Annotated in this window: 17 protein-coding genes; 8 read left to right on the plus strand and 9 right to left on the minus strand. The window is 59.7% G+C overall.

Features of this window, described 5'->3' with window-relative positions; all coding sequences use genetic code 11:
- The first annotated feature begins 631 nt into the window (after positions 1 to 631).
- On the plus strand, positions 632 to 4,435 hold the full coding sequence (locus VGC62_RS09990) for a bifunctional nitrate reductase/sulfite reductase flavoprotein subunit alpha (protein ID WP_331186915.1): 3,804 nt from the start codon (positions 632 to 634) through the stop codon (positions 4,433 to 4,435).
- 29 nt (positions 4,436 to 4,464) lie between these two features.
- Here the strand turns inward: VGC62_RS09990 and VGC62_RS09995 are convergent, their stop codons facing one another.
- Both VGC62_RS09995 and VGC62_RS10000 read right to left on the minus strand, forming a co-directional pair.
- Positions 4,465 to 5,391, minus strand: a complete 927-nt coding sequence (locus VGC62_RS09995; protein WP_331186916.1) for a glyoxylate/hydroxypyruvate reductase A — start codon at positions 5,389 to 5,391, stop codon at positions 4,465 to 4,467.
- A gap of 97 nt (positions 5,392 to 5,488) precedes the next feature.
- Positions 5,489 to 6,577 (minus strand): tartrate dehydrogenase, encoded by a 1,089-nt coding sequence (locus VGC62_RS10000; protein WP_331186917.1) that lies wholly within the window; start codon positions 6,575 to 6,577, stop codon positions 5,489 to 5,491.
- A 108-nt stretch (positions 6,578 to 6,685) separates the two neighbouring features.
- Here VGC62_RS10000 and VGC62_RS10005 point away from each other — a divergent pair, with 108 nt between their 5' ends.
- The 3 genes from VGC62_RS10005 to VGC62_RS10015 all read left to right on the plus strand — a co-directional run bounded on the left by VGC62_RS10005 (position 6,686) and on the right by VGC62_RS10015 (position 10,686).
- The gene (locus VGC62_RS10005; protein ID WP_331186918.1) at positions 6,686 to 7,645 is read left to right on the plus strand and encodes a LysR family transcriptional regulator; all 960 of its coding nucleotides are present in this window, start codon (positions 6,686 to 6,688) and stop codon (positions 7,643 to 7,645) included.
- A gap of 266 nt (positions 7,646 to 7,911) precedes the next feature.
- Positions 7,912 to 8,949 (plus strand): ABC transporter substrate-binding protein, encoded by a 1,038-nt coding sequence (locus tag VGC62_RS10010; protein ID WP_331186919.1) that lies wholly within the window; start codon positions 7,912 to 7,914, stop codon positions 8,947 to 8,949.
- A 15-nt stretch (positions 8,950 to 8,964) separates the two neighbouring features.
- Positions 8,965 to 10,686 carry a GMC family oxidoreductase gene (locus tag VGC62_RS10015; protein WP_331186920.1) on the plus strand — a complete coding sequence of 574 codons (1,722 nt, stop codon included), beginning with the start codon at positions 8,965 to 8,967 and terminating at the stop codon, positions 10,684 to 10,686.
- A gap of 117 nt (positions 10,687 to 10,803) precedes the next feature.
- On the opposite strand, the gene VGC62_RS10020 is transcribed toward VGC62_RS10015, so the two are convergent.
- Positions 10,804 to 12,231, minus strand: coding sequence for an aldehyde dehydrogenase family protein (locus VGC62_RS10020; protein ID WP_331186921.1), 1,428 nt, complete (start codon positions 12,229 to 12,231; stop codon positions 10,804 to 10,806).
- 162 nt (positions 12,232 to 12,393) lie between these two features.
- On the opposite strand from VGC62_RS10020, the gene VGC62_RS10025 reads away from it, so the two are divergent.
- The 4 genes from VGC62_RS10025 to VGC62_RS10040 all read left to right on the plus strand — a co-directional run bounded on the left by VGC62_RS10025 (position 12,394) and on the right by VGC62_RS10040 (position 16,259).
- Positions 12,394 to 13,341 carry a LysR family transcriptional regulator gene (locus tag VGC62_RS10025; protein WP_331186922.1) on the plus strand — a complete coding sequence of 316 codons (948 nt, stop codon included), beginning with the start codon at positions 12,394 to 12,396 and terminating at the stop codon, positions 13,339 to 13,341.
- Between the two features lie 143 nt (positions 13,342 to 13,484).
- Positions 13,485 to 14,189: an HAD-IA family hydrolase gene (locus tag VGC62_RS10030; RefSeq protein ID WP_331186923.1), complete on the plus strand. Its 705-nt coding sequence runs from the start codon at positions 13,485 to 13,487 to the stop codon at positions 14,187 to 14,189.
- Positions 14,190 to 14,249: 60 nt separating this feature from the next.
- Positions 14,250 to 15,533 carry an FAD-binding oxidoreductase gene (locus VGC62_RS10035; RefSeq protein ID WP_331186924.1) on the plus strand — a complete coding sequence of 428 codons (1,284 nt, stop codon included), beginning with the start codon at positions 14,250 to 14,252 and terminating at the stop codon, positions 15,531 to 15,533.
- Positions 15,534 to 15,548: 15 nt separating this feature from the next.
- Positions 15,549 to 16,259, plus strand: coding sequence for a cupin domain-containing protein (locus VGC62_RS10040; RefSeq protein WP_331186925.1), 711 nt, complete (start codon positions 15,549 to 15,551; stop codon positions 16,257 to 16,259).
- A gap of 39 nt (positions 16,260 to 16,298) precedes the next feature.
- Here the strand turns inward: VGC62_RS10040 and VGC62_RS10045 are convergent, their stop codons facing one another.
- From VGC62_RS10045 to VGC62_RS10070, 6 genes are all read right to left on the minus strand, one after another.
- Positions 16,299 to 16,790 (minus strand): Lrp/AsnC family transcriptional regulator, encoded by a 492-nt coding sequence (locus VGC62_RS10045; RefSeq protein ID WP_331186926.1) that lies wholly within the window; start codon positions 16,788 to 16,790, stop codon positions 16,299 to 16,301.
- Positions 16,791 to 16,828: 38 nt separating this feature from the next.
- Positions 16,829 to 17,515 carry a hypothetical protein gene (locus VGC62_RS10050; protein WP_331186927.1) on the minus strand — a complete coding sequence of 229 codons (687 nt, stop codon included), beginning with the start codon at positions 17,513 to 17,515 and terminating at the stop codon, positions 16,829 to 16,831.
- A 104-nt stretch (positions 17,516 to 17,619) separates the two neighbouring features.
- The gene (gene gabT / locus VGC62_RS10055) at positions 17,620 to 18,909 is read right to left on the minus strand and encodes a 4-aminobutyrate--2-oxoglutarate transaminase (protein ID WP_331186928.1); all 1,290 of its coding nucleotides are present in this window, start codon (positions 18,907 to 18,909) and stop codon (positions 17,620 to 17,622) included.
- A 208-nt stretch (positions 18,910 to 19,117) separates the two neighbouring features.
- Complete coding sequence (locus tag VGC62_RS10060) at positions 19,118 to 20,206, minus strand: ABC transporter ATP-binding protein (protein WP_331186929.1); 1,089 nt, start codon at positions 20,204 to 20,206, stop codon at positions 19,118 to 19,120.
- Between the two features lie 139 nt (positions 20,207 to 20,345).
- Positions 20,346 to 21,806, minus strand: coding sequence for an NAD-dependent succinate-semialdehyde dehydrogenase (locus tag VGC62_RS10065; protein ID WP_331186930.1), 1,461 nt, complete (start codon positions 21,804 to 21,806; stop codon positions 20,346 to 20,348).
- A 210-nt stretch (positions 21,807 to 22,016) separates the two neighbouring features.
- On the minus strand, positions 22,017 to 22,436 hold a 420-nt coding region (locus VGC62_RS10070), incomplete at its 5' end, for an ABC transporter permease (RefSeq protein ID WP_331186931.1).

Below are 22,436 nucleotides of genomic sequence, written 5' to 3' on the forward strand. Positions count from 1 at the left end.
TATTCGTCCACGACGGCAGTCTCTTGGTGAGAGGCAGATAGTGTAAGTTTAGGTCGGATTTTACGGTATGGGTTTGATACAGGTCAGATGTCGCCCAGACCGACATCTTCGCGGGCAAGCCCTAATGCCATTCTGACCCTGCACCTCCATGTTGGAGCCGGGCTTGTCCCGCGACCGGCGGGGAACCCGTCGTAAAACCTGCGCACGCGGTATGACTGGCAGACCGCGTACACCGGGTTTACTACAGAATGCAGTTCACTCTGTAGGAGCCAACTTGTTGGCGAGGCGACCAACACGATGCGCCTGAGACACCGCTTCGCGAACAAGTTCGCTCCTACAGGGCGTTCTGGCCCCCACCACGTGCGTTTTGGCCCTGCACCCCCATGTAGGAGTCGGGCTTGTCCCGCGACCGGCGGGGAACCCGTCGTAAAACCTGCGCACGCGGTGTAACAGGCAGACCGCGCACACCGGACTTACTGGCGCTGTGCGACAGCCCTCTGGCCCGTCCTTTGCAAAGCACTGTGCAGAGGTAATCAACACCGATTGCCATCTTCACGACAAAGGCGCCGTGTGCTCCCCGTTTCAGACGGAGGGGAACAAGGCGTCTTTTTTTTGGCTTCGGGAAATGGATATGACGAGTCAAAGCGTTGCAAGCGTGTGTCCTTATTGCGGTGTGGGTTGCGGCATCGTGATGCAGGTCGAAAACAATCGGGTCATCAAAGTGACCGGCGACAAGGCGCACCCGACCAACCATGGCCGCTTGTGTACCAAGGGCAGCACCTGCGCCCAGCCGCTGACTGAATCCGGGCGCATGGAGTCAGCTTATTTACGCAATGCACGTGGCCAGGAGCCGGTGCGCGCCGGTATTGACCACGCCATCAGCGAAACGGCCCGACGCCTGCGCGCGATCATCGACCGCCACGGCCCCGATGCGCTGGCGTTTTATGTCTCCGGGCAAATGTCGCTGGAGGCGCAGTACCTTGCGAACAAACTGGCCAAGGGTTTTGTGCGCACCGCGTATATCGAGTCCAACTCGCGACTGTGCATGGCCAGCGCGGGCAGCGGTTACAAGCTGTCGTTGGGCGCGGACGGGCCGCCAGGCTCTTACGAGGATTTCGACAAGGCGGATCTGTTCTTCGTCATTGGCGCCAACATGGCCGACTGTCACCCGATTCTGTTCCTGCGCATGATGGATCGGGTCAAGGCTGGGGCGACGTTGATTGTGGTCGATCCACGGCGCAACGCCACGGCAGACAAGGCCGGGTTGTTCCTGCAAATCAAGCCCGGCACCGACCTTGCGCTGCTCAATGGCCTGCTTTATCTGTTGATGGAGAACGGCCACACCGATCCTGCGTTCATCGCCTCGTTCTCTGAGGGGTGGGACGCGATGCCAGCATTTCTCGCCGATTACACGCCTGCGCGCGTGGCGCACATCACAGGTTTGGCCGAAGCCGATATTCGCCAGGCTGCGCAGATGATCGGCCAGGCAGCGCAATGGATGAGCTGCTGGACCATGGGCCTGAATCAAAGCACCCACGGCACCTGGAACACCAACGCGCTGTGCAATTTGCATCTGGCGACCGGCGCCATTTGCCGCCCTGGCAGCGGACCGTTTTCCCTGACCGGGCAGCCCAATGCCATGGGCGGAAGGGAAATGGGCTACATGGGGCCAGGACTTCCCGGACAGCGTTCGGCACTGCTGGAAACGGATCGTCTATTTATAGAGGCGATGTGGGGCGTGCCCTGCGGGACCCTGCGAGCGGAGTCCGGCAGCGGCACGGTGAAGATGTTTGAGCAACTGCGTGATGGCGATATCAAGGCTTGCTGGATCATTTGCACCAATCCGGTGGCCTCGGTGCCTAATCGGCAGACGGTGATCGAGGGCCTGCGGGCGGCTGAACTGGTCATCACTCAAGATGCATTTCTGGACACCGAAACCAATCGCTACGCCGACATTCTGTTGCCCGGTGCGCTGTGGGCCGAGAGCGAAGGGGTGATGATCAACTCCGAGCGCAACCTGACCCTGACCCAAAAAGCCGTGGATGCACCGGGCGACAGCTTGCCTGACTGGCAGCTCATTGCGCGGGTGGCCTGTGAAATGGGCTATGCCCAGGCGTTCAGTTACGCCTCGGCTGAAGAGGTGTTCGAAGAGATCAAACGCGCCTGGAATCCGCAAACCGGCTATGACATCCGGGGTGCCAGCCATGCGCGTCTTCGCGAACAACCGCTTCAGTGGCCCATCTCATCGGCTGGCGCCAGTGGGCGCAATCCGATTCGTTATCTGAACGACGGCGTGAGCCAATCGCTGAAGGTCGCAGCCGATGGCACGCGTCCCGACCTTGTATTCCCGACAGCCAGTGGCAAGGCGGTGTTCCTGCCGCGCCCTCATGTATCACCCGCCGACATGCCCAGCGACGACTTCCCCTTCGTACTCAACACCGGTCGGCTACAGCATCAGTGGCATACCCTGACCAAAACCGGGAAGGTGCCGACCCTGAACAAGCTCAACCCCGGCCCGTTCATTGAACTGCACCCCGAAGATGCCGCGCTCTTGGGTATCAAAGACAAGGACGCCGTGGAGGTGCGTTCAGCGCGTGGTCGTGCCGTGCTGCCCGCGCGGGTTACTGATCGTATGCGCCCTGGCAATTGTTTTGCGCCGTTTCACTGGAACGACGTGTTTGGCGAAAACCTGGCGATCAACGCGGTCACCAGCGACGCCATCGACCCCATCTCGTTGCAGCCTGAGTTCAAGTTCAGCGCAGTAGCGTTGCAGCGAGTCGAGCTGATTGCTCATCGCTTCTTTGAAACGACGCCGGTTGCCGAGGCCACTGCGCCGCTTGAAGGCAAGCCAGCCCTGACGTTGCTCTGGGCCTCGCAAACCGGTAACGCCGAGGCTTTGGCCGAGCGCTTCGGCAGCCACTTGCGCGATGCCGGGATTGTCATCGATGTGCGCGCCATGGACAGTTTTCCCGCCGCGCAGTTGGCAGAAGTGGACAAGCTGGCGTTGATTAGCAGCACCTTCGGCGACGGCGAGTCACCTGATAACGGTCGGGATTTTTGGCAGTCGTTGCGCCAGCATGAGTCCCGTCTTGAGTCGCTCAACTATGCGGTATTAGCGTTGGGCGATCCGAGCTACGACAGCTTTTGTCAGCACGGCAAGAATCTTGATCAGCGCCTGGAAAGCCTGGGTGCATCAGCGTTGCTGCCACGCGTCGATTGCGATCCGGAATTCGACGTGCCCGCCAATGCCTGGTTCAAGGCGCTGCAGCAGGCACTGTCGCTGGAGGTGCCTGAGCTGTCGGTTTCTGGTAGCGAGCCTGTGCTTGAGTTGCACAGTCGTTCGCGCCCGCTGCTTTCCAGGCTGTCGATCAACCGCCGCCTGAACGGCGAGGGTGCGCAAAAGGACACACGCCAATTCGCCTTGGCGCTGGGTGACTCAGGCTTCCAATACGAGGCGGGCGATGCGCTCGGGGTGTGGCCACGCAATTGCCCTGAACTGGTGAGCGAACTGCTTGAGCTGACCGGGCTCAACCCCGAACACGCCGTGACGCTGGACAAACTGGGAGATGTGCCATTACGCGAAGCGTTGGCCCAGCATTTTGAAATCGCCAGACCGCACGTTGACACGCTGCAGTTCATCGCCGAGCGCAGCGGCAATCCTGAGCTGAAAGTCATGCTCGGCGAGGCGTACAAGGGCGAGCTGAAAAGCTGGTTATGGGGGCGGCAGTTGGCTGATGTGCTGCAAGCGTTCCCTGTGCGTTGCAGCGCCGAAGCGTTGCTCGGTTCGCTCAAGCCGTTGCAGCCGCGTTCGTATTCCATTGCCTCCAGCCCCAAGGCGCATCCCAGGGATGTCCACTTGACTGTTTCTGCTGTGCGCTATGGTAAGCGCAAGGGCGTGTCGTCCACGTTTCTCGCGGATCGCGCCGAAGACTGCGAGGTGCCGATTTTCCTACAGCCGTCGAAGCATTTTCGTCCACCAGCCGATAGCGAAGTGCCGATGATCATGATTGGCCCCGGCACCGGTGTGGCACCGTTTCGTGGGTTTCTTCAGGAGCGGCGGATGCGCGGTGACAGTGGCAAGAATTGGTTGTTCTTTGGCGAGCAGCACGCGGCCACCGAGTTTTACTACCGCGACGAGCTGCAAGGCATGCAGCAAGACGGTTTGCTGACGAATTTGAGCCTGGCGTTCTCCCGCGATCAAGGGCAAAAGATCTACGTCCAGCATCGTATCCAAGAGCAGGGCGCCGAACTCTGGCAGTGGTTGCAAGACGGTGCGCAGCTTTACGTTTGCGGCGACGCCACGCACATGGCCAAGGATGTCGACCTGGCCCTGCGTCAGGTTATCCAACAGCACGGCGGGTTGAGCGAAGAGCGCGCGGCGGAGCATCTACGCTATCTGGCGCAGCACAAACGCTATGTGCGGGATGTTTACTGAAGTACCGACACGGGGCGTGGTGCAACAGATCAATACCCCACATCTCGCGCAATCGCGCCCTGCATCGGCTCCCCGCGCTGATGCCGGCGAATATTCTCCAGTAATAGCTTGAAGGCGCTGTCCGGTGAGGTCATGGCGCCGATGTGCGGGGTTAGCCAGATGCGTGGATGGTCCCAATAGGGATGATTTTGCGACGGCGGTTCATCGTTGAGCACATCGAGAATCGCCTGTTCGATCTGTCCAGTTGCCAGCGCATCAAGCAGGTCGGACTCCACCAGGTGGCCGCCGCGCCCGAGGTTGATCAGCCGGGCGCCGTGGGGCAGCGCGGCGAAGGTTTTGGCGTTGAGAATCCCGCGCGTGTCGGCGGTCAGCGGCAGCAGGCAAATCAACAGATCGCACTGATTCAAGAACGGTATCAACTGCTGATCACCGGCAAAACAGCGCACACCCTCGATGTGTTTCTCCGAGCGCGCCCAGCCGCTCAGGTCAAAGCCAAAGGGCCGCAAGCTTTGCAGCGCAGCAATGCCGAGATTGCCCAGGCCCATGACCCCGACTCGTCGCTGGCGGGCCGGGATCAAGGGCCGGGTTTGCCAATGGTGCTGGCGTTGCTGATCAAGGTACAAAGGGATTTCCCGGTGCAGGCTCAACACGGCAAAGCACACGTATTCGACGATGCCTTGAGCAATGCCCGGATCAAGCATGCGCACCACTTCAATGTGTTCGGGAAGTGCGCTCAGGTCGAACTGATCGACGCCAGCCGACGTGGCGAACACCACCTGAAGGTTGGGGAACTGCACGTGCAGATCGGCGGGTGGTTGCCAGGAGGCGAAAAACTGAATCTGCGCAGGATCGCCGATGTCAGGCCAGAGTCGTACCTCGATGTCCGGGGCATGTGTTTGGAACAGTGATTTCCAGTCGTGGGCGCGGGCATCGTCGACTTTGAACAGCAGGGTCATGGTTTCTCTCGCCAGGGTTTAGTAAACACTCACCATGCCTCAAACCGGCACAACAATCTCCCGAATGCAGGGGTGCAAACGGGAGATTGCACTCTAATTACAGGGTCTTGCAGGCGGCCGCGATGGCTTTGCCCAACGACTCGGTGTTGCCCTTGCCACCGATGTCGGCAGTCAATGGCGCGTTTTCCGGCCCCATTGCCAACACGTTTTCGATGGCGGTCAGTACGGCTGCCCCCGCTTCTGGATGCCCCAAGTGTTCCAGCATCATGGCGCCACACCAGATTTGCCCGATTGGGTTGGCGATACCTTTGCCGGCGATGTCCGGCGCTGAACCATGCACCGGTTCGAACAGGCTCGGAAAGTTGCGTTCCGGGTTGATGTTGGCTGACGGTGCAATACCGATGGTGCCGGTGCAGGCCGGACCCAGGTCGGAGAGAATGTCGCCGAACAGGTTGCTCGCCACCACCACGTCGAACCAGTCCGGGTGCAGGACGAAGTTCGCGGTGAGAATGTCGATGTGGTACTTGTCGACCTTCACCTCTGGGTACTTCTTGCCCATTTCGACGACGCGCTCGTCCCAGTACGGCATGGTGATCGCGATGCCGTTGGACTTGGTCGCCGAGGTCAGGTGTTTCTTCGCACGGCTCTGTGCCAGTTCGTAGGCGAATTTCAGGATGCGGTCGACGCCGACGCGGGTCATCACGGTTTCCTGCAACACGATCTCGCGGTCGGTGCCGGGGAACATCTTGCCGCCGACACTGGAGTACTCGCCTTCTGTGTTCTCGCGCACCACCCAGAAATCGATGTCACCGGGCTTGCGGTTGGCCAGCGGTGCTTTCACGCCGGGCATCAGGCGGCAAGGCCGCAGGTTAACGTACTGGTCGAACTCGCGACGGAACTGCAGCAGCGAATCCCATAGAGAAATGTGATCGGGCACCACATCCGGCCAACCCACTGCGCCGAAGTAAATTGCGTCGTAACCCTTGAGGATCTCGAACCAGTCATCGGGCATCATTTTGCCGTGGGCCAGATAGTAATCGGCGCTGGCGAAGTCGAACCAGTCCCATTGCAGTTCCAGGTTGTGCCGCTCGGCCACGACGTCCAGCACACGCACGCCTTCGGGCATGACTTCCTTGCCAATGCCATCGCCGGGGATCACTGCAATTTTGTAGCGGGGCTTGCTCATGGATTCGACTCCAGGGATTGATGGGAGATGGCGCTCAGTGTATGCAGTGTGGCTGGATTAATAATTAGTCTTGAGCGAAAGCCATTCTTAACCTTAAGGAAAGAGTCGGTGAGCATGATTGATGATTTGAGCTTCTTCCAGCAGGTGGCAACCCGCGCCAGTCTCACCGAAGTGGCACGCCAGATGGGGCTGTCGTTGCCCGCCGTGAGCAAGCGCCTGAGCCAGCTTGAGGCACGGCTCGGCGTGCAGTTGCTGCAACGCACCACGCGCCGGTTGTCGCTGACGCCCGAAGGTGTTTTGTACCTTGAAGGTGGGCGGCCGATCCTGCGCCAGCTTGAAGAGCTGGAGAGCGCCCTCAACAGCCGTCAACCGACCTTGCACGGCCGTTTGCGGATCAACGGTACGCTGGGGTTCGGCCGGCGTCATCTGGCGCCGGTGGTGTCAAGTTTTGCGCGCCTGCATCCCGAACTGGAGATTTCTCTTGAGCTGACCAGCCAGCCCCTGAGCTTGCTGGATGACCAGTTCGATATCGGCGTGTGTATGGGCGAACCGCCCGACTCGCGTCTGATCGGCATCCGTTTGTTGGAGAACCCGCGTCTGCTCTGTGCCTCGCCCAAGTACTTGGAAAGCAGTCCTGCGCTGGCTCAGGTTGCCGATCTGGCGCAGCACAATTGCATCGTGTTGCGTCAGTTTGGCAATGACTATGCGATCTGGCGTTTCCACAGAAATGGCCAGGATTATTCGCACAAGGTCAGTGGCACCCTGTCGAGCAACGACGGTGAAGTCGCGCTGAGCCTGGCCCTGGACGGTCATGGCCTGATCTTGCGTTCACGCTGGGATGTTCAGGAGCATCTGGAGAGTGGTCGTCTGCGGGTTGTACTGGAGGATTATCAGGCGCCGCGCGGGGATATTTTTGCTGTGTATCAGCATCGCCGGCATATTCCACAGCGGATTTCGACATTCACTCAGTACATGGCTCAGGCGCTGGCGAAACGACTGCCTTTTGCTGCGCCGCAACGCGTTATGACAACTGCCGTAGAGCCTCTTCAGGAGCCCGTTAGCCCGTGATTACGGTGTGTCAGGCAATGAATTCGACGGATGTGCATCATTATCGCGGGCAGGCGCGCGGCGCAATGCCTGGCTGAATCTGTATAACTTCAGATTATGTTGAGCCTGACTAATCGTTGTTTGTCGATGTGGGGGCAGGTCTTGTAACGTCCTGCCAACCCGCTCGGTAAAACAAAAAATTCAGACCTGAGCATGCGCTGGTTTACAGGGGTTCAGACGAGGGTTTTTGAAGCTGCCGAACTACTCTACGTTCAGGATGATTTGCCATGAAGATCCGTTTCCCTGGTTCAGCTTTATCCTTGTTGTGTGTATCGATATCGTGTGCGATGCCGGTAGTGGCAGAAGAAATCACCTTTGTTTCCCAAGGCGGCGTCTATCAGGAAGCGCAGACCAAAGCCATCCTTGATCCTGCGGCCAAGCGCCTGAACATCACCATCAAACAGGACAGCGTTCCTGACGCCCTGCCCATGGTCAAAGCTCAAGGCTCAGCCGGCAAACCGGTTTGGGACGTGATCGATACCCCGCCGTCCAATTGCCTTCGCGGCGGCAATGAGGGCCTGATCGAAAAGCTGGACCTGAGCAAAATGCCCAACGTCCAGGCCATGCCTGCCGCTTATCGCACGCCTTATTCGGTGGCCTACGAGTTCTATTCGTCGGTGATCGCGTACAACAAGAAATCACTGAAAAAGCTGCCTCAGACGTGGGCTGATTTCTGGAACGTCAAGGACTTCCCCGGCACCCGGTCGTTGCGTAACGATCCGATGGGCACACTGGAAGCGGCGTTGCTGTCTGATGGCGTTGCGCGCGACAAGCTTTATCCGCTGGATGTCGATCGCGCCTACAAACGACTTCAGCAGATCAAACCGGACATCGCCGTGTGGTGGAGTTCGGGCGGCCAATCGGCCCAACTGCTCAATGATGGCGAAGTCGATATGTTGATGATCTGGAACGGCCGCGCCAGCGCCGTGCGCAAGGACAACAAAGACGTCGATTTCACCTACAGCGACGGGCTGCTGCAGAACACCCAGTTATGCATTCTGAAGAACGCGCCCAATTACGCGACAGCGGTGAAGTTCGTCAACGAAGCGGTGTCGCCTGATTTGCAAGCGAACTTGCCGCTGTATATCGATTACGGCCCTGGCAACCCAGCCGCTTTTGACACTGGCAAATTGACCGCAGAACGCGCTAAAGAACTGCCAAGCTCGCCGCAAAACGCTTCCAAACAAGCGCTGCTTTCCGAAGAGTGGTGGTCATCGCCGGCCGGCATTGCCGCCAAGGACCGCTGGCTGCAATTCGTTCAGTAAACCAGGTTCGCGATCATGATTGATTACCTGATCCTCGGTGGCGGCTCGGCAGGGTGTGTGCTTGCCGCTCGGCTCTGCGAGGACCCTGAAAAACAGGTGTGCCTGGTCGAGGCGGGGCGCGATATTTGCGCAGCCAGCATGCCGGCTGCGATTCGCAGTCGGTATCCGGGACGCGCCTATCTGGACACCAACAATATCTGGCAGCGGTTGACCGCGATGATGGGCAAACGCTCCAGTGAGCGGCGCTATGAGCAGGCGCGCATTCTCGGTGGCGGCTCGGCAATCAATGCCTTGATGACCAATCGCGGCGCTCCAGACGACTACGACGAGTGGCAGCGACTCGGTGCCGAAGGCTGGAGCTGGGAAAATTGCCTGCCGTACTTTCGCAAACTCGAAACCGATACTGACTTCGACGGCCCGCTGCACGGCAGTCGAGGGCCGGTCAGGATTCGGCGCACGGCAGACGGATTTCTTTCGCCCTTCGTCAAAGCGGTCATGAAGGTGCTGGGCGAACGTGGATACCCGCGCAAGCCCGATCAGAATGGCGAGTGGGAGGAAGGCGTCTTCGTCGGTGCCATCGCGGTCAGCGCTCAGGGAGAACGGATTCCCACCTCGGTGTGCTACCTGACCGATAGTGTGCGCCGGCGTGGCAATTTTTCCCTGCGCACCGATTGCCTGGTCGACAAGGTGCTGTTCAAGGCCGGGCGCGCCATCGGTGCGCGGATTCTCAACCAGGACGGAGCTGCCAGTGAGGTGCATGCCCGTGAGGTCATCGTCTGCTCGGGTGCGATTCACAGCCCCGCCGTGTTGTTGCGCAGCGGGATCGGCCCCTCGGACGAGTTGACGTTACTTGGCATTCCACTGGTAGCGGATCGCCCCGGCGTCGGCCGCAACCTCATGGAGCATCCGTCAATTGCGGTGTCCGCGTTGCTGAATAAAGCCGGGCGCACGCCGTTTGCAAACGAGCATCATGAGCAGGCCATCGTGCGCTTTTCCTCAGGTTTGCCCGATACAGTCGCTTGCGACATGCACGGTGCGATTCTTTCGCGGTCCGGCTGGCACTCTATGGGTTATCGGCTGGGCACGATGTTCTTCTGGGTCAACAAGTCCTACTCGCGGGGGCGATTGCGCTTGATGTCCAGCGATCCGCGGCAAGAGCCGCATGTGCATTTCGACATGCTTTCCGATCCTCGGGATTTGCAGCGGCTCAAATTGGCATTGAGGTTCGGTGCGAGCACCTTGTCTGCACCTGCGTTAGTCGCTGAACGCAGCGTGGTGTTTCCTTCCAGTTACTCGCCGCGGGTGGCAAAAGTGGCGATGCCCGGCGTGGTCAACGGGGTGCTTCGCGGCCTACTTAGCGTGTTGCTGGACATCGCCGGTCCGTTGCGAGCCTCGCTGATTCACAGGCTGGTGACGCAAGGTGTGACGCTGAAAAAGCTATTGGCCGATGACGCGGCGTTGACCGATTTCGTTCGGCGTAATGTCGGCGGCACCTGGCATCCATCAGGCACTTGCCGCATGGGTCGCATCGACGATCCCGACGCGGTGACCACCAGCGATGGGCGAGTGATCGGCGTTGAAAACCTTCGGGTCTGCGATGCCTCGCTGATGCCATCGATTCCTTGCGCCAACACCAACGTGCCGACCATCATGATCGCCGAGCGGATGGCGGATTTGATCAAGAAGGAGGGCGCGTTGCTGGCGTCGGAATCGATGGCTGAGGCGCTCGGGAAATGATGAGCGCTGCCACGTTCAGTTGGGGCACGCGCCGGTGACGCTCAGCCTGACCTTGAAGGACGCCGAGCATGGGAATGATCGGCGTTGAATGAACGGGCTGATCTCACTGCTGCGAAATCAGCGCTCGTAACCGACGATGCCTTTGGTTTCCAGAAACGCATCCAGTCCCCATTCTGCGTATTCGCGGCCGTTGCCTGATTGCTTGTAGCCGCCAAACGGGGCGCCGGCATCCCAGTCTGGATAGTTGATGTAGACGCTGCCGACCCGCAATTGCATCGCAATCTTTCGAGCGCGTTCCAGGTTTGCTGATTGTACGTAGCCAGCCAGGCCGAACACGCTGTCGTTGGCTATGTTCACGGCGTCCTGGTCATCGAGATAGCCCTGAATGACCAACACCGGCCCGAAGATTTCTTCGCGAGCGATGGTCATGCCGGGTGTTACGCCAGCAAATACCGTCGGCTGCACGTAATAACCCGTTTCCAGCCCGGCAGGTCGGCCAAGGCCGCCGCAGATCAACTGCGCGCCTTCCGCGATGCCGATGGCGATCATGCGCTCAATGGCTTGGTACTGACGTTCGCTGATCACCGGCCCCATGCTCGATAGAGGGTCGGTGGGTGGACCGACGCGGTGAGCGAGTGCTGCCCGGCGAGCGATTTCAGCGGCCTGATCGTGCAGGGCAGCGGGCACCAGCATCCGGGTCGGGGCGTTGCAGGATTGCCCGCTGTTACCGAAACAGTTGTTTACGCCTGAGGTGACTGCGGATTCCAGGTTTACATCGTCAAGCAGGATATTGGCAGATTTGCCGCCCAATTCCTGATGCACACGCTTGACCGTGGGCGCTGCCAACCGAGCGACTTCGACACCGGCACGGGTTGAGCCGGTGAACGACACCATGTCGACATCAGGGTGCGCGGCCAGCGCGGCGCCCACGGTCGGGCCGTCGCCATTGATCAGATTGAAAACCCCCGCAGGCACCCCGGCGTCGTGCATCACTTCGGCAAACAGCAGCGCATTGAGCGGCGCTATTTCGCTTGGCTTGAGCACCATGGTGCAGCCAGCGGCGAGGGCCGGTGCCACCTTGCAGACGATCTGATTGATCGGCCAGTTCCACGGCGTGATCAACGCAACGACGCCGACCGGTTCCAGCGTGATCAGGGTCTTGCCTTTGGTTTTCTGAAACTCAAACGTCTGCAGCGTGCGAATCATTTGTTCCAGATGGCGTTTACCGATGCCGACCTGCCAGTCATGAGACAGCGCGCGCGGCGCGCCCACTTCTTGGACGATGGCTTCGGCAATCTCGTCGTAGCGTTCAAGGAAGACCTCGAGAATCCTCGCCAGCAGGGCTTCGCGTTGTTCTGGCGTCGTGCGGGCGAACCCCGCAAAGGCTCGCTTTGCCGCCAACACGGCTGCGTCGACATCGGCCTGGTTGCCCATGGCGATGTGGCTGAACGCTTGCTCGGTGGCCGGGTTAATCACGGGCAGTTGGGCTGTCCCGAAGGGTTCGACCCAGCGGCCATCGATATAAAATTTCAGGGCGTTTTGCATAGTAGGGTGCGGTCTCTTGGGGGCAAGCGCAGGCGGGATGAGTGTCTAACGTTGGTGTCCGCTTTTTTTGCAGGAAAAACACACTCGGGTTCTCGCAAGAATAAGCGCCGTATTTTGCATTCGGCAATTTACTAATAGTTGTGTCAGACATAAACTCAAGTCATGTCTAACCTACGAAGAAAGCTTCCCAGCGCAAGTTCCTTGTTCGTCTTTGAGGCCGCCGCACGATGTGGCAGTTTCACTAGGGCGGCGGATGAATTGTGCGTCAGTCAACCGGCCGTCAGCCGCATGTTGTCGCGCCTCGAAGAACACCTTGGCGTGCAGTTGTTCGAGCGGGTACGCGGCGGCGCGAGGCTGACCGAAAGCGGCAGTATTTTGTATCGTCGGGTTCAGGAAGGTTTCAGTACCATCGAATCGGCAATCAGTGAAATCGAATCCCGCGCCACGGGTATCGAAACGGTCACGCTGTCGGTTTCCACCGCCTTTACCACCCATTGGTTGATGCCGCGCATGAGCCGTTTCAGTGAGCGGTTTCCCACCGTCGACATGCGCTATCAATTGATGTCGGGCAGGATCGGCGGTCCATTGGTCGATGTCGACCTGGGCATGCGTTACGTCGAATCAAAAAGCCTGAAAGCCACGGATACACTGGTTATTCCTGAAATAACCCTGCCGGTGTGCAACCCCCAATACCTGAAGCAAGTGTTGCAGGACCCCGGCAAAAAGCAGGTGCCAACACTCATCAGCATGGACAATCAGGATCGCGGATGGGCAGACGATTTGCTCTGTTCGGGGCGGGCTGAAAACGCGTTGGTTTTTTCTGATTACGCAGTGGTCGTGCAGGCTGCCTTGCTCGGCCAAGGCATGGCGTTGGGCTGGTTGAACGTGGTCTCCAACTGCCTGACGAAAGGCGAGTTGGTGCCCGCCGCCGATCAGGTTCGGATGACCTCGCGACGCTGTTGCCTGGTCTCGCCGGGCAATCGTGCGATGCGTCCGGTGGTGGAAAATGTACGCGACTGGATCGTCGAAGAGATGCAGGCGGACATCATTCGGGTCGACGCGCTTTATCCACATTTGGGGCTCGCCGCACGGGTCGAATCCGGCGATTGAGCTCAGGTGTGCCGTACCGAGTAAAAAAACAGTAGGTTATGCCCAAAGGCGCAGCGGAAACGAAATATTTCACGAGAACAGGGGGGCGATAATGGGCCTGACCCGATTGCTTCACCCTCATGACCTATCTTGCGGAGCGCCTTATGTCATTCAAGCAGTTCAAAGCCCTGACGTTCGACGTCGTCGGCACCCTGATCGATTTCGAAGCCGGCATCCTCGCCCACGTGCGCGAAGTGTCGGGTGACGCGGGCAAAGCCTGCAGCGATGACGACATTCTCAAGGCCTACCGTGAAGCTCGCGCTTCTACTGATTCGGGCTGGTGGCCGGACGACCTTGAGCGTTGCTATCACGTGATGGCCGCCAAACTCGGTCTGCCGGATAACGACGATTACGCCAAGGGCCTGGCCCAATCGGTGAAGAACTTTCCGGCGTTCCCTGATTCGATCGAAGCGCTCAAGCGTCTGCATAAACATTTCAAGCTGGTGGCGACCACCAACTCGCAAATCTGGGCCTTGAAGCTCATGGCCAAGACGCTGGACGAGCCGTTCGACGTCAGTGTGACGGTCGACGACGTGCGGTTCGAAAAACCTGATCCGCAGTTCTTTGCCTACACCCGCGGCGTGCTGGCGACTCAAGGGATTTTGTTCGAAAACATCCTGCACGTTGCTCAGAGCCAATACCACGACATTGGCGTTGCCATGCGTCTGGGCTATCAAACGTGCTGGATCGAGCGTCGTTTTGCCCAGAAAGGCACCGGTGGCACATTGGAGTCCGAGCGTACCGAGCCGCACTATCACTTCACTTCGCTGGCGCAACTGGCCGACGCAGTCGAGAAAGAACTGGGTTGATGACCTTGGCGCTCGGGCTCTGCCGCGAGCGCCGTTTCTCTTTTTAGCCGGATGCTGGCCATGACTGTTCAGAGCTTGTGGGCGGCTACCGCCCAACCTTCACCTGCATTGCAATCGCTTGAAGGCGAGCGTCAGTGCGATGTGGTGATCATCGGCGCGGGTTATACCGGTCTGACGGCAGCCCATCATATTGCCCTGAGCGGTCGCGAACCGCTGATAGTTGAAGCCAACACCCTTGCCTTTGGCGCCAGCGGTAGAAACGGTGGCGTGGTGTCGCCCAAGTTTCGGGTCGGCTTTCCAGGCCTTATGGCCCGCTTTGGTCGCGACACGGCGCTGCAGATGTACCACGCTGGGCATGCCGCCGTGGACAGCCTGGTCGACATGATAGAAACCCTCGGTCTGGACCAAGCGCGCCTGCACATGGGCGGGCATATCGCTGCTGCGCACAATGTCCATGCGCTAGGTGGGCTGCAAGCTACGGCTAACTGGATCAAGCGCGAAACCGGTGGTGCATCGTCAGTGATGATCAGTGCCGATCAGGTGCGAGAGATGACCGGCTCGACGATCTTCTGCGGCGGCTTGCTGACACCCAAGGCAGGTGGCATTCACCCACTGAATTACGCCCGTGGAATCGCCCAAAGCCTGCATGATCGCGGCGTGAAGATGTACATCAACAGCCCCGCCGAGCAGGTACGCCGGGAAGGTGAGCGGATCATTGTGCAAACGCCTCAGGGGCGGGTCAGCGCCCGCCAAGTGATCTATGCCACTAACGGTTATTCGGATCAGACGCGCGCGACCGACACGTTGCATCGCCGCTTGATTCCATTTCGCAGTGCGATCATCGCCACCGAACCGCTGCCTGCACACGTTCTGGCCGGCATCATGCCGGGCGGGCAGGTCTGTGGTGACACCAAGCGCATGCTGCGCTGGTTTCGAGTGGTCGGCGATCGCCTGATTTTCGGGGGGCGTGGCGCGTTCGGCAAGAACGATTCGCACAATGCCTTCCGCACCCTGCAACGCAGCATGGGCGATGTGTTCCCGGTGTTGCGGGACTACAAGATCGACTTCCGCTGGTCCGGACTGGTGGCCATGACGCTCGATTATCTGCCCCATGCCGGGCAACTTGATGATCGAAGCTTCTACGCCATCGGCTATAACGGCGGCGGCGTGGCGATGTCGACCTGGATGGGCCGGCAATTGGGGGCAATGACTGCAGGCAAGAAGGTCGACCTGGGGCTGATGTCGGGTGAAAAATTCAAACCTATTCCCTTGCATGCTTTCCGCGCACCGGGCGTGCGCCTGGCGGCCGGTTGGCAGCAATTTCTTGATGTCATTGGTCGATGAGCGAGCGTTGAATCCATGCCACCGATTTTGCATTACTCACAGCCCCACACGGATCGCCAACTGCCCTGTGCAGCGTTTGCCTTGCAGCACGATCCGCTGGCGGCAGGCAGGACCGTGCATTTCCACGACTCTGCCCAAGGCTATGCAGTGGGCAGCAGCATCAGTGTCGATGCCAATCTGCTGATCGAGGATTTCCCCTGGGTTGAGTTGGGGGTCGTTGAGGCGGGGGAGTTGACGTTGCAAGGCGACGGTTTTCATCTGGAACTCAAGGCAGGCGACTGCTTTGTGGTGCCACGCGGCGTGAGCGTTCGCTGGCACCATCGCGGGTCGCTGCGACGTGTGTTCATGGCATTTCCCGGTCTGGCACCGAGCAATGACATGCCGCGACACCCTCTGAAAATCGATCTGTCATTGCCCTTGCCGCCGAGCAGTGCGCCCGCGGCCAATGTGCTGCTGAGCGCGGCACCGAAAGCCTGGAGCCAGACGCTGTTCAGCAGCGCCAATCTGCGCATCGGGCTGTGGGAGTGCGAGGCGTATGCACGCAAACAGGTCGAGCCCGCTTACAGCGAACTCATGTTCATTCTGGAAGGTGCGGTGACGCTGACGCCATTGAGCGGTGACCCCTGCCGAGTGACGGCCGGTGAAGTGGTGGTGGTGCCTGCCGGCGCGACCAATGCCTGGCTCAGCAACGAGACCGTGCGTAAGGTGTTTTGCATTCTGGGGTGAGGGGACCATCACTGTTGTGCAATGCAGTTTGGTCGGTCTTCACACCGCTCTGACCAGACTGCGCAGCGGCACGGTACTTTTCACCACCGGCGATTTGATGACGATGTAGCTGAAGTATTTTTCGATACCGATGTTCTTGTCGAGGATTGATTCCATCAGTTCCTGATAATGCTGAATGCTGCTGCACAAAAAACGCACCAGGTAGTCGTAACCGCCACTAATCAAATGGCATTCCAGCACTTCGTCGATGTTGCGGATGCTCGACTCGAACTTCACGAAGTCCGAACGCTTGTGGTCCGAGAGGGTGACTTCGGTGAAAACGGTCACCGAATTGGCGAACTTGGCCAGATTGACATGGGCTTCATAGCCACTGATGTAGCCAGCCGATTCCAGGCGCTTGACGCGTTGCAGACACGGGCTTGGCGACAGGCCGACAGCTTCGGCGAGGCTGACGTTGGTCATGCGCCCGTCTTTCTGCAATTGGACCAGGATGTTGATATCGATACGATCCAGCTTCGTTGCAGCGTCCATCCTTAAGTCCTCGCGATTTCAAATCAGGGCCTTTACCGTCAGGCATGCAGTGCCTTTTGATGGGCGTGCGCAAGGTCGGCAAGGCTTGCGTACTCACAGCGCTTGCCATCCAATGCCTGCGGTGAATGATTCCAGGGCTGGCTGTGGCCTCGGCGCAATGTACACACCGGAAAATCCACCCGTTGATTCCATGGGTCGTCGATTTCGGTACTGCGCACGGGTAACAGTTCCGATCGCTCCAGCCCCAGACGGTTGAGTGCGGTCTTCAGACTCGTGTGCCAGTCGTCGCTGCTGGGTTCGATGATCGCATCGAACTCCACTGGCAAACGGCTGGTCAACGAGCGCAGGTCAATGCCATTGGGTGGAGCAATCAGTATCAGTCGGTAGAACTTGCTCAGATACTGCAAGGCACCTGGAGCGTCTTCGAATATGGGCCATTGGGACGACGAGTTACTGAAAGCCACACTCTCTTCCCAGCCAGGAATGATATGCAATTGATGAGCCAGACGTTGGTACAACTGACCATGGAACGCCATCGGACCGACCTTGTGTCCCCGGGTGGCAAGCTCATCGGCCATTTGTCGATACGCGCTCAGCAACTGCTCGTCGCTGGTGGCGACCTGGCTTTGCACTGCCAGCGGTCGAAGGCCGTCCAGAATGCCCCGTTCCCGGTCGACCAGGGTGCTAAAGGAAAATCCCAATGCCTTGTATTGGGTGACTCTCATGATTCGCTCCTGAGTGACGCTTTTTGGTTCCATCATGATTGAGCCCAATGCCCGACACTGCGTCAGCAGGTCGGGCTCGGCGTTACATCCTGTGCGGCGCCGCCTCAGCAGGCAGCTGTCAGCGCTGTATCCAGCATCTGCAACGCTTCGGCCACTTGCTCGGGCGTGGTGACCAGCGGCGCGAGGAAACGCACCACGTTGCGATGCACACCGCATTTGATGACCAGCAGGCCGGCGTTGCGCGCTTCATCGATGACCTTCTGAGCCAGGGCGGCATCCGGGGTTTGTTTGCTGTCGGCGGCGACCATCTCAATGGCCAGCATGAAGCCCAGCCCGCGAACATCACCGATGCGCGGGAAGCGCGCTTGAAGCGTCAGCAAGCCCTCACGCATTTGTGCGGCCAGTTTCTCGCCTTGGCTCAGCAGATCCTGCTCTTCGAACAGGTCCATGACCGCCAGTGCCGCAGCACAAGCTACCGCGTTGCCGCCATAGGTGCCGCCCAGACCGCCCGGTGTCGGAGCGTCCATGATCTCGGCGCGACCCACCACCGCCGACAGCGGCATGCCGCCTGCCAGGCTCTTGGCCGTGGTGACCAGATCAGGTTTGATGCCGGCGTGTTGAAAGCCGAACATCGTGCCGGTGCGGCCGAAACCGGCCTGTATTTCATCGAGAATCAACACGATGCCATGTTGGGTGCAGCGTTCGCGCAGGGCTTGCAGGAAGGCGTTCGGTGCTGCGAGAAAACCGCCGTCGCCTTGCACCGGTTCGATGATGATGGCGGCCACGCGATCAGGTGCAACGTCGGTGGCGAACAACTCGTCCAGCTCAGCCAGCGCATCATCGCTGCTGATGCCGCGATAGGCGTTCGGATAGGTCGCATGGTAGATCTCGGCCGGAAACGGACCGAAGTTTTGTTTGTATGGCTGGCTCATGCCGGTCAGGGTTACACCCAGCAGGGTGCGACCGTGGAAACTGCCACGAAAGGAAATGACGCCAGTGCGGTTGGTGTAGCCCCGAGCGATCTTGATGGCGTTTTCCACCGCTTCGGCGCCCGAGGTAAACAGCACGCTTTTATAGTGTTCGGCGCCGCCAATCATTTTGTTCAGGCGCGCGGCGACTTGAATGTAGTTTTCATAAGCCACGACCTGAAAGCTGGCATGGGAGATCTCGCCCACCTGCCGACGTACCGCTTCTACCACGCGCGGATGATTGTGGCCGACGTTGAGCACGCCGATACCGCCGACGAAATCCAGGTAACGCTTGCCGTCCACGTCCCACAACTCAGCGCCCTCGGCGCGTGCGGCAACGATGGGGTGGGCAGTGGCGATACCGCGCGGTACGTGTTGATCGCGCAGGGCAAGCAGGCGTTGGTTTTCAGTCAGTGCAGAATTCATCTCGATCTCCGTTAACGCCGAGGTTGGCGGGTGATGTGATCAGGATAAGGAGTGGCCGGAACCACAAGCGCTGAAGTTGCATGGGCCAGCGCTGTGATCGACTGTTTTGCGGGGGCGTGACGAAATATTCGGCTGTGGAGGGTTCGTGTGTGTCGATGGGTTGGCGTGTGGTGTTCCTGCCTGACTGGCAACGCCTGCATGACCCGTGTCAGACCGTCGCTCGCGGCACCACGATGGTGTCTTCCGGATGCAGGCGCATCAGCATGGGCGAGCCGATTGGCGGCAGGCTCAGATTACCTTCGTGGTGGCTTGGCTGACGCAAGCTGACGGTCGGGCCACCTTCCAGGTCGACGAATACCTTGAGGCTTTCGCCCTGGAACACGATGTCCGAGACACGTCCGCGCAGGCGGTTCCATTCGGGGCCGGATGTCTCGTTATCGATCAGCAGTTTTTCCGCTTGCAGGGCCAGGAACACGTCGCCCGATGGCGGAACCGGGCGGGTGGTGCGCAAGGCAGTGTTGCCCAGCGTCAGACCGTTGTTGCTGCTGCGCTGAAGCGGCACCAGCGTGCTCTCGCCAATGAAGCTGGCGACGAAGTCGTCGGAGGGGTGATCGTGCAGACGCCGCGGTGTGTCGACCTGAACCAGTTGTCCGCCACGCATGATCGCGATGCGATCGCTCATGGTCAGCGCTTCACGCTGGTCGTGGGTCACGTAAATCATGGTCGCCCCCAGGCGTTTGTGCAGCGCGCGCAACTCGATCTGCATCGTCTCGCGCAGCTGTTTGTCCAGCGCCGACAGCGGCTCGTCCATGAGGATCAGCTTGGGCTCGAAGACAATTGCCCGAGCCAATGCCACCCGCTGACGTTGGCCACCCGACAAGGCCGCAATCGAACGGTCTTCGTAGCCCGTCAGTTCAACCGTCGCCAGGGCCTGTTTTACCCGGTCGCGGCTCTTGGTCGCGTTTTCGCCACGTGCGCGCAGCGGAAACGCCACATTTTCGCCGACCGTCATGTGCGGAAACAGCGCGTAGTTCTGGAACACCACACCGATTTCACGCTTGTGCGGCGGCATCAGCGTCACGTCGCGCTCGCCGAAGAAAATGCTGCCGGAGCTGACCCGAATGAATCCACCGAGGATGCTCAATAACGTGGTCTTGCCTGAGCCCGAAGGGCCGAGCAGGGACATGAATTCCCCTGCTTCTACCTTCAGGCTCACGTTGTTCAACGCCTTGAGGCTGCCGTACTGCTTGCATACCTGATTGACGCTGACCGATTCAAAACCTTCAGTGAAATTCATGAAGCGTCCTCCTTTGCAGAGCGGGGGATTGCCCGAAGTGTCTGCATCCATCTGAACACAGGCGATAGCGATGTTCGTGCCGTTTTGAGCCGCCGGGAAAACAGGATCTGCTGCCAGGCGGCGTCTGCCCCGCAGATCGTCAGCCTAGGCCGCCAATGTGCCAGGCCTTGATTTCGAGGAACTCGTCCAGGCCGTACTTGGAGCCCTCCCGACCGGTTCCGGACTGCTTCATGCCGCCAAAAGGGGCGACTTCCATGGAGATGATGCCGGTGTTCAAGCCCACCATGCCGAACTCCAGGCGCTCGCCGACCCGCCAGGCTCGGCGCATGTCCTGGGTGAAGTAGTAAGCACCCAGGCCATAAGGCGTGGAGTTGGCCAGCGCCAGCGCTTGGGCCTCATCCTTGAAGCGGAACAGCGGAGCGACCGGACCGAAGGTTTCTTCATTGGCCAGCAGCATGTCGGCGTTGGCATCGCGCAGCACGGTGGGCTGCACGTAAAGGCCGTTGCCCTGGGGGGCGCCGCCGATGACCACGCTGGCGCCTTTTTCCAGCGCGTCGCCGATGTGCCGCGCGACTTTATCCACCGCCGCTGCGTTGATCAGTGGGCCGATAGTCACACCCGCTTGCAGGCCGTTGCCGACTTTCAGTTCCGAGACCGCTGCGCTCAAGCGTTCAGCGAAACGCTCGTAGATGCCGTCTTGCACCAGAATACGGTTGGCGCAGACGCAGGTTTGTCCGGCATTGCGAAATTTGCTTTGCATGACTCCGGCAATCGCCAGGTCCAGGTCGGCATCGTCGAACACGATAAATGGGGCATTACCACCCAGTTCCAGGCTCAGGCGTTTGACGGTCGTGGCGCACTGGCTCATCAGCAGTTGACCGATGCGCGTAGAGCCGGTGAACGACAGCTTGCGCACGGCCGGGTTACTGGTCATTTCGCCCCCGACCCCAGCAGGTAGGCCGGTCAGCACGTTGAACACGCCAGCCGGGATGCCGGCACGTTCTGCCAGCACGGCAAGGGCCAGCGCCGACAGCGGTGTCATCTCTGAAGGCTTGACCAATACCGGGCAACCTGCGGCCAGCGCTGGCGCGCATTTGCGCGTGATCATCGCGTTGGGGAAGTTCCACGGAGTGATCGCCGCCACAACACCAATGGGCTGTTTGAGCACCAGGATGCGTCGGTCGGCGGCGGGGGAAGGAATGGTGTCGCCATAAATGCGCCGGGCTTCTTCCGCGAACCATTTGACGAAGCTGGCGCCATAGGCGATTTCGCCGCGTGACTCGCTCAGCGGCTTGCCTTGTTCTGCGGTCATGATCAGCGCCAGATCCTCCTGGTTGTCCATGATCAGGCGAAACCAGACTTCCAGCAGACGGGCGCGTTCGGCCGCGGGGACTTCTCGCCAAGTGACGAAGCTCGCTTCGGCGGCCTCGATGGCGCGGCGTGTTTCAGCCGCTTGCAGTGCCGGAACGCGGGCAATGACACTGCCGTCGGCCGGGTTGGTCACATCAAGGGTCGCGCCGTCATCGGCATCGATCCAGACGCCATTGACATAGGCGTGCTCGACGAGAAGAGAAGGGTCACGCAGTGTGTTTTTCAACATGATCAGGGTGCCTTGAGGGTTCCGAACGATGGACTCATTGTAAAAACGTCCGCCCAGCGCCCGATGCCGAGATGGTCGTCCGCACGGGCAATAGATGCTGAATTGAGGCGATTGGCGGCAGGCTGTGCTGGCGCAGAGCAAGCGACGATTTCAGTTGTATGAGCGCGCCAATCCCTGCACTGCTGGGCGCGCTCATCCTCGATAAAGGGGTCAGCCTTGCTTGTTGCGCCCGGCAATCACCACCAACAGCAGCGACGCCAGAATCAGAATCGAGCTGATGGCGGCGATGGTCGGATCGATTTCGTCACGCAGCGCGGTGAACATGCGCTTGGTCAGGGTCTGGTTATCGCCGCCGGAAATGAACAGCGCCACCACGGTTTCATCCAGCGAGGTGATGAAGGCGAACAGAGTCGCCGATACCAGGCTTGGCTTGATCTGCGGCAACGTCACGGCCATGAAAGCTCGAAACCGATTCATGCCAAGACTGCGAGCGACCATCTCCTGAGACATGTCGAAATTACGCAGCCCGGCCAGTAGGGCAATGATCACGTACGGCAAGGCCAGCATGATGTGCGCCAGGATCAGACCGGTCATGGTGCTGATCAAGCCAACCCGTGCGTAGACGAAAAA

It is taken from the genome of Pseudomonas sp. (assembly GCF_036404235.1).
Lineage (GTDB): Bacteria > Pseudomonadota > Gammaproteobacteria > Pseudomonadales > Pseudomonadaceae > Aquipseudomonas.

What these genes read in the sequence shown, in the direction of transcription:
- VGC62_RS09990 (WP_331186915.1), top strand. Translation starts at nt 632, where the DNA reads ATGACGAGTCAAAGCGTTGCAAGCGTGTGTCCTTATTGCGGTGTGGGT.
- VGC62_RS09995 (WP_331186916.1), bottom strand. Translation starts at nt 5,391, where the DNA reads ATGACCCTGCTGTTCAAAGTCGACGATGCCCGCGCCCACGACTGGAAA.
- VGC62_RS10000 (WP_331186917.1), bottom strand. Translation starts at nt 6,577, where the DNA reads ATGAGCAAGCCCCGCTACAAAATTGCAGTGATCCCCGGCGATGGCATT.
- VGC62_RS10010 (WP_331186919.1), top strand. Translation starts at nt 7,912, where the DNA reads ATGAAGATCCGTTTCCCTGGTTCAGCTTTATCCTTGTTGTGTGTATCG.
- VGC62_RS10015 (WP_331186920.1), top strand. Translation starts at nt 8,965, where the DNA reads ATGATTGATTACCTGATCCTCGGTGGCGGCTCGGCAGGGTGTGTGCTT.
- VGC62_RS10020 (WP_331186921.1), bottom strand. Translation starts at nt 12,231, where the DNA reads ATGCAAAACGCCCTGAAATTTTATATCGATGGCCGCTGGGTCGAACCC.
- VGC62_RS10025 (WP_331186922.1), top strand. Translation starts at nt 12,394, where the DNA reads ATGTCTAACCTACGAAGAAAGCTTCCCAGCGCAAGTTCCTTGTTCGTC.
- VGC62_RS10030 (WP_331186923.1), top strand. Translation starts at nt 13,485, where the DNA reads ATGTCATTCAAGCAGTTCAAAGCCCTGACGTTCGACGTCGTCGGCACC.
- VGC62_RS10035 (WP_331186924.1), top strand. Translation starts at nt 14,250, where the DNA reads ATGACTGTTCAGAGCTTGTGGGCGGCTACCGCCCAACCTTCACCTGCA.
- VGC62_RS10040 (WP_331186925.1), top strand. Translation starts at nt 15,549, where the DNA reads ATGCCACCGATTTTGCATTACTCACAGCCCCACACGGATCGCCAACTG.
- VGC62_RS10045 (WP_331186926.1), bottom strand. Translation starts at nt 16,790, where the DNA reads ATGGACGCTGCAACGAAGCTGGATCGTATCGATATCAACATCCTGGTC.
- VGC62_RS10050 (WP_331186927.1), bottom strand. Translation starts at nt 17,515, where the DNA reads ATGAGAGTCACCCAATACAAGGCATTGGGATTTTCCTTTAGCACCCTG.
- gabT (WP_331186928.1), bottom strand. Translation starts at nt 18,909, where the DNA reads ATGAATTCTGCACTGACTGAAAACCAACGCCTGCTTGCCCTGCGCGAT.
- VGC62_RS10060 (WP_331186929.1), bottom strand. Translation starts at nt 20,206, where the DNA reads ATGAATTTCACTGAAGGTTTTGAATCGGTCAGCGTCAATCAGGTATGC.
- VGC62_RS10065 (WP_331186930.1), bottom strand. Translation starts at nt 21,806, where the DNA reads ATGTTGAAAAACACACTGCGTGACCCTTCTCTTCTCGTCGAGCACGCC.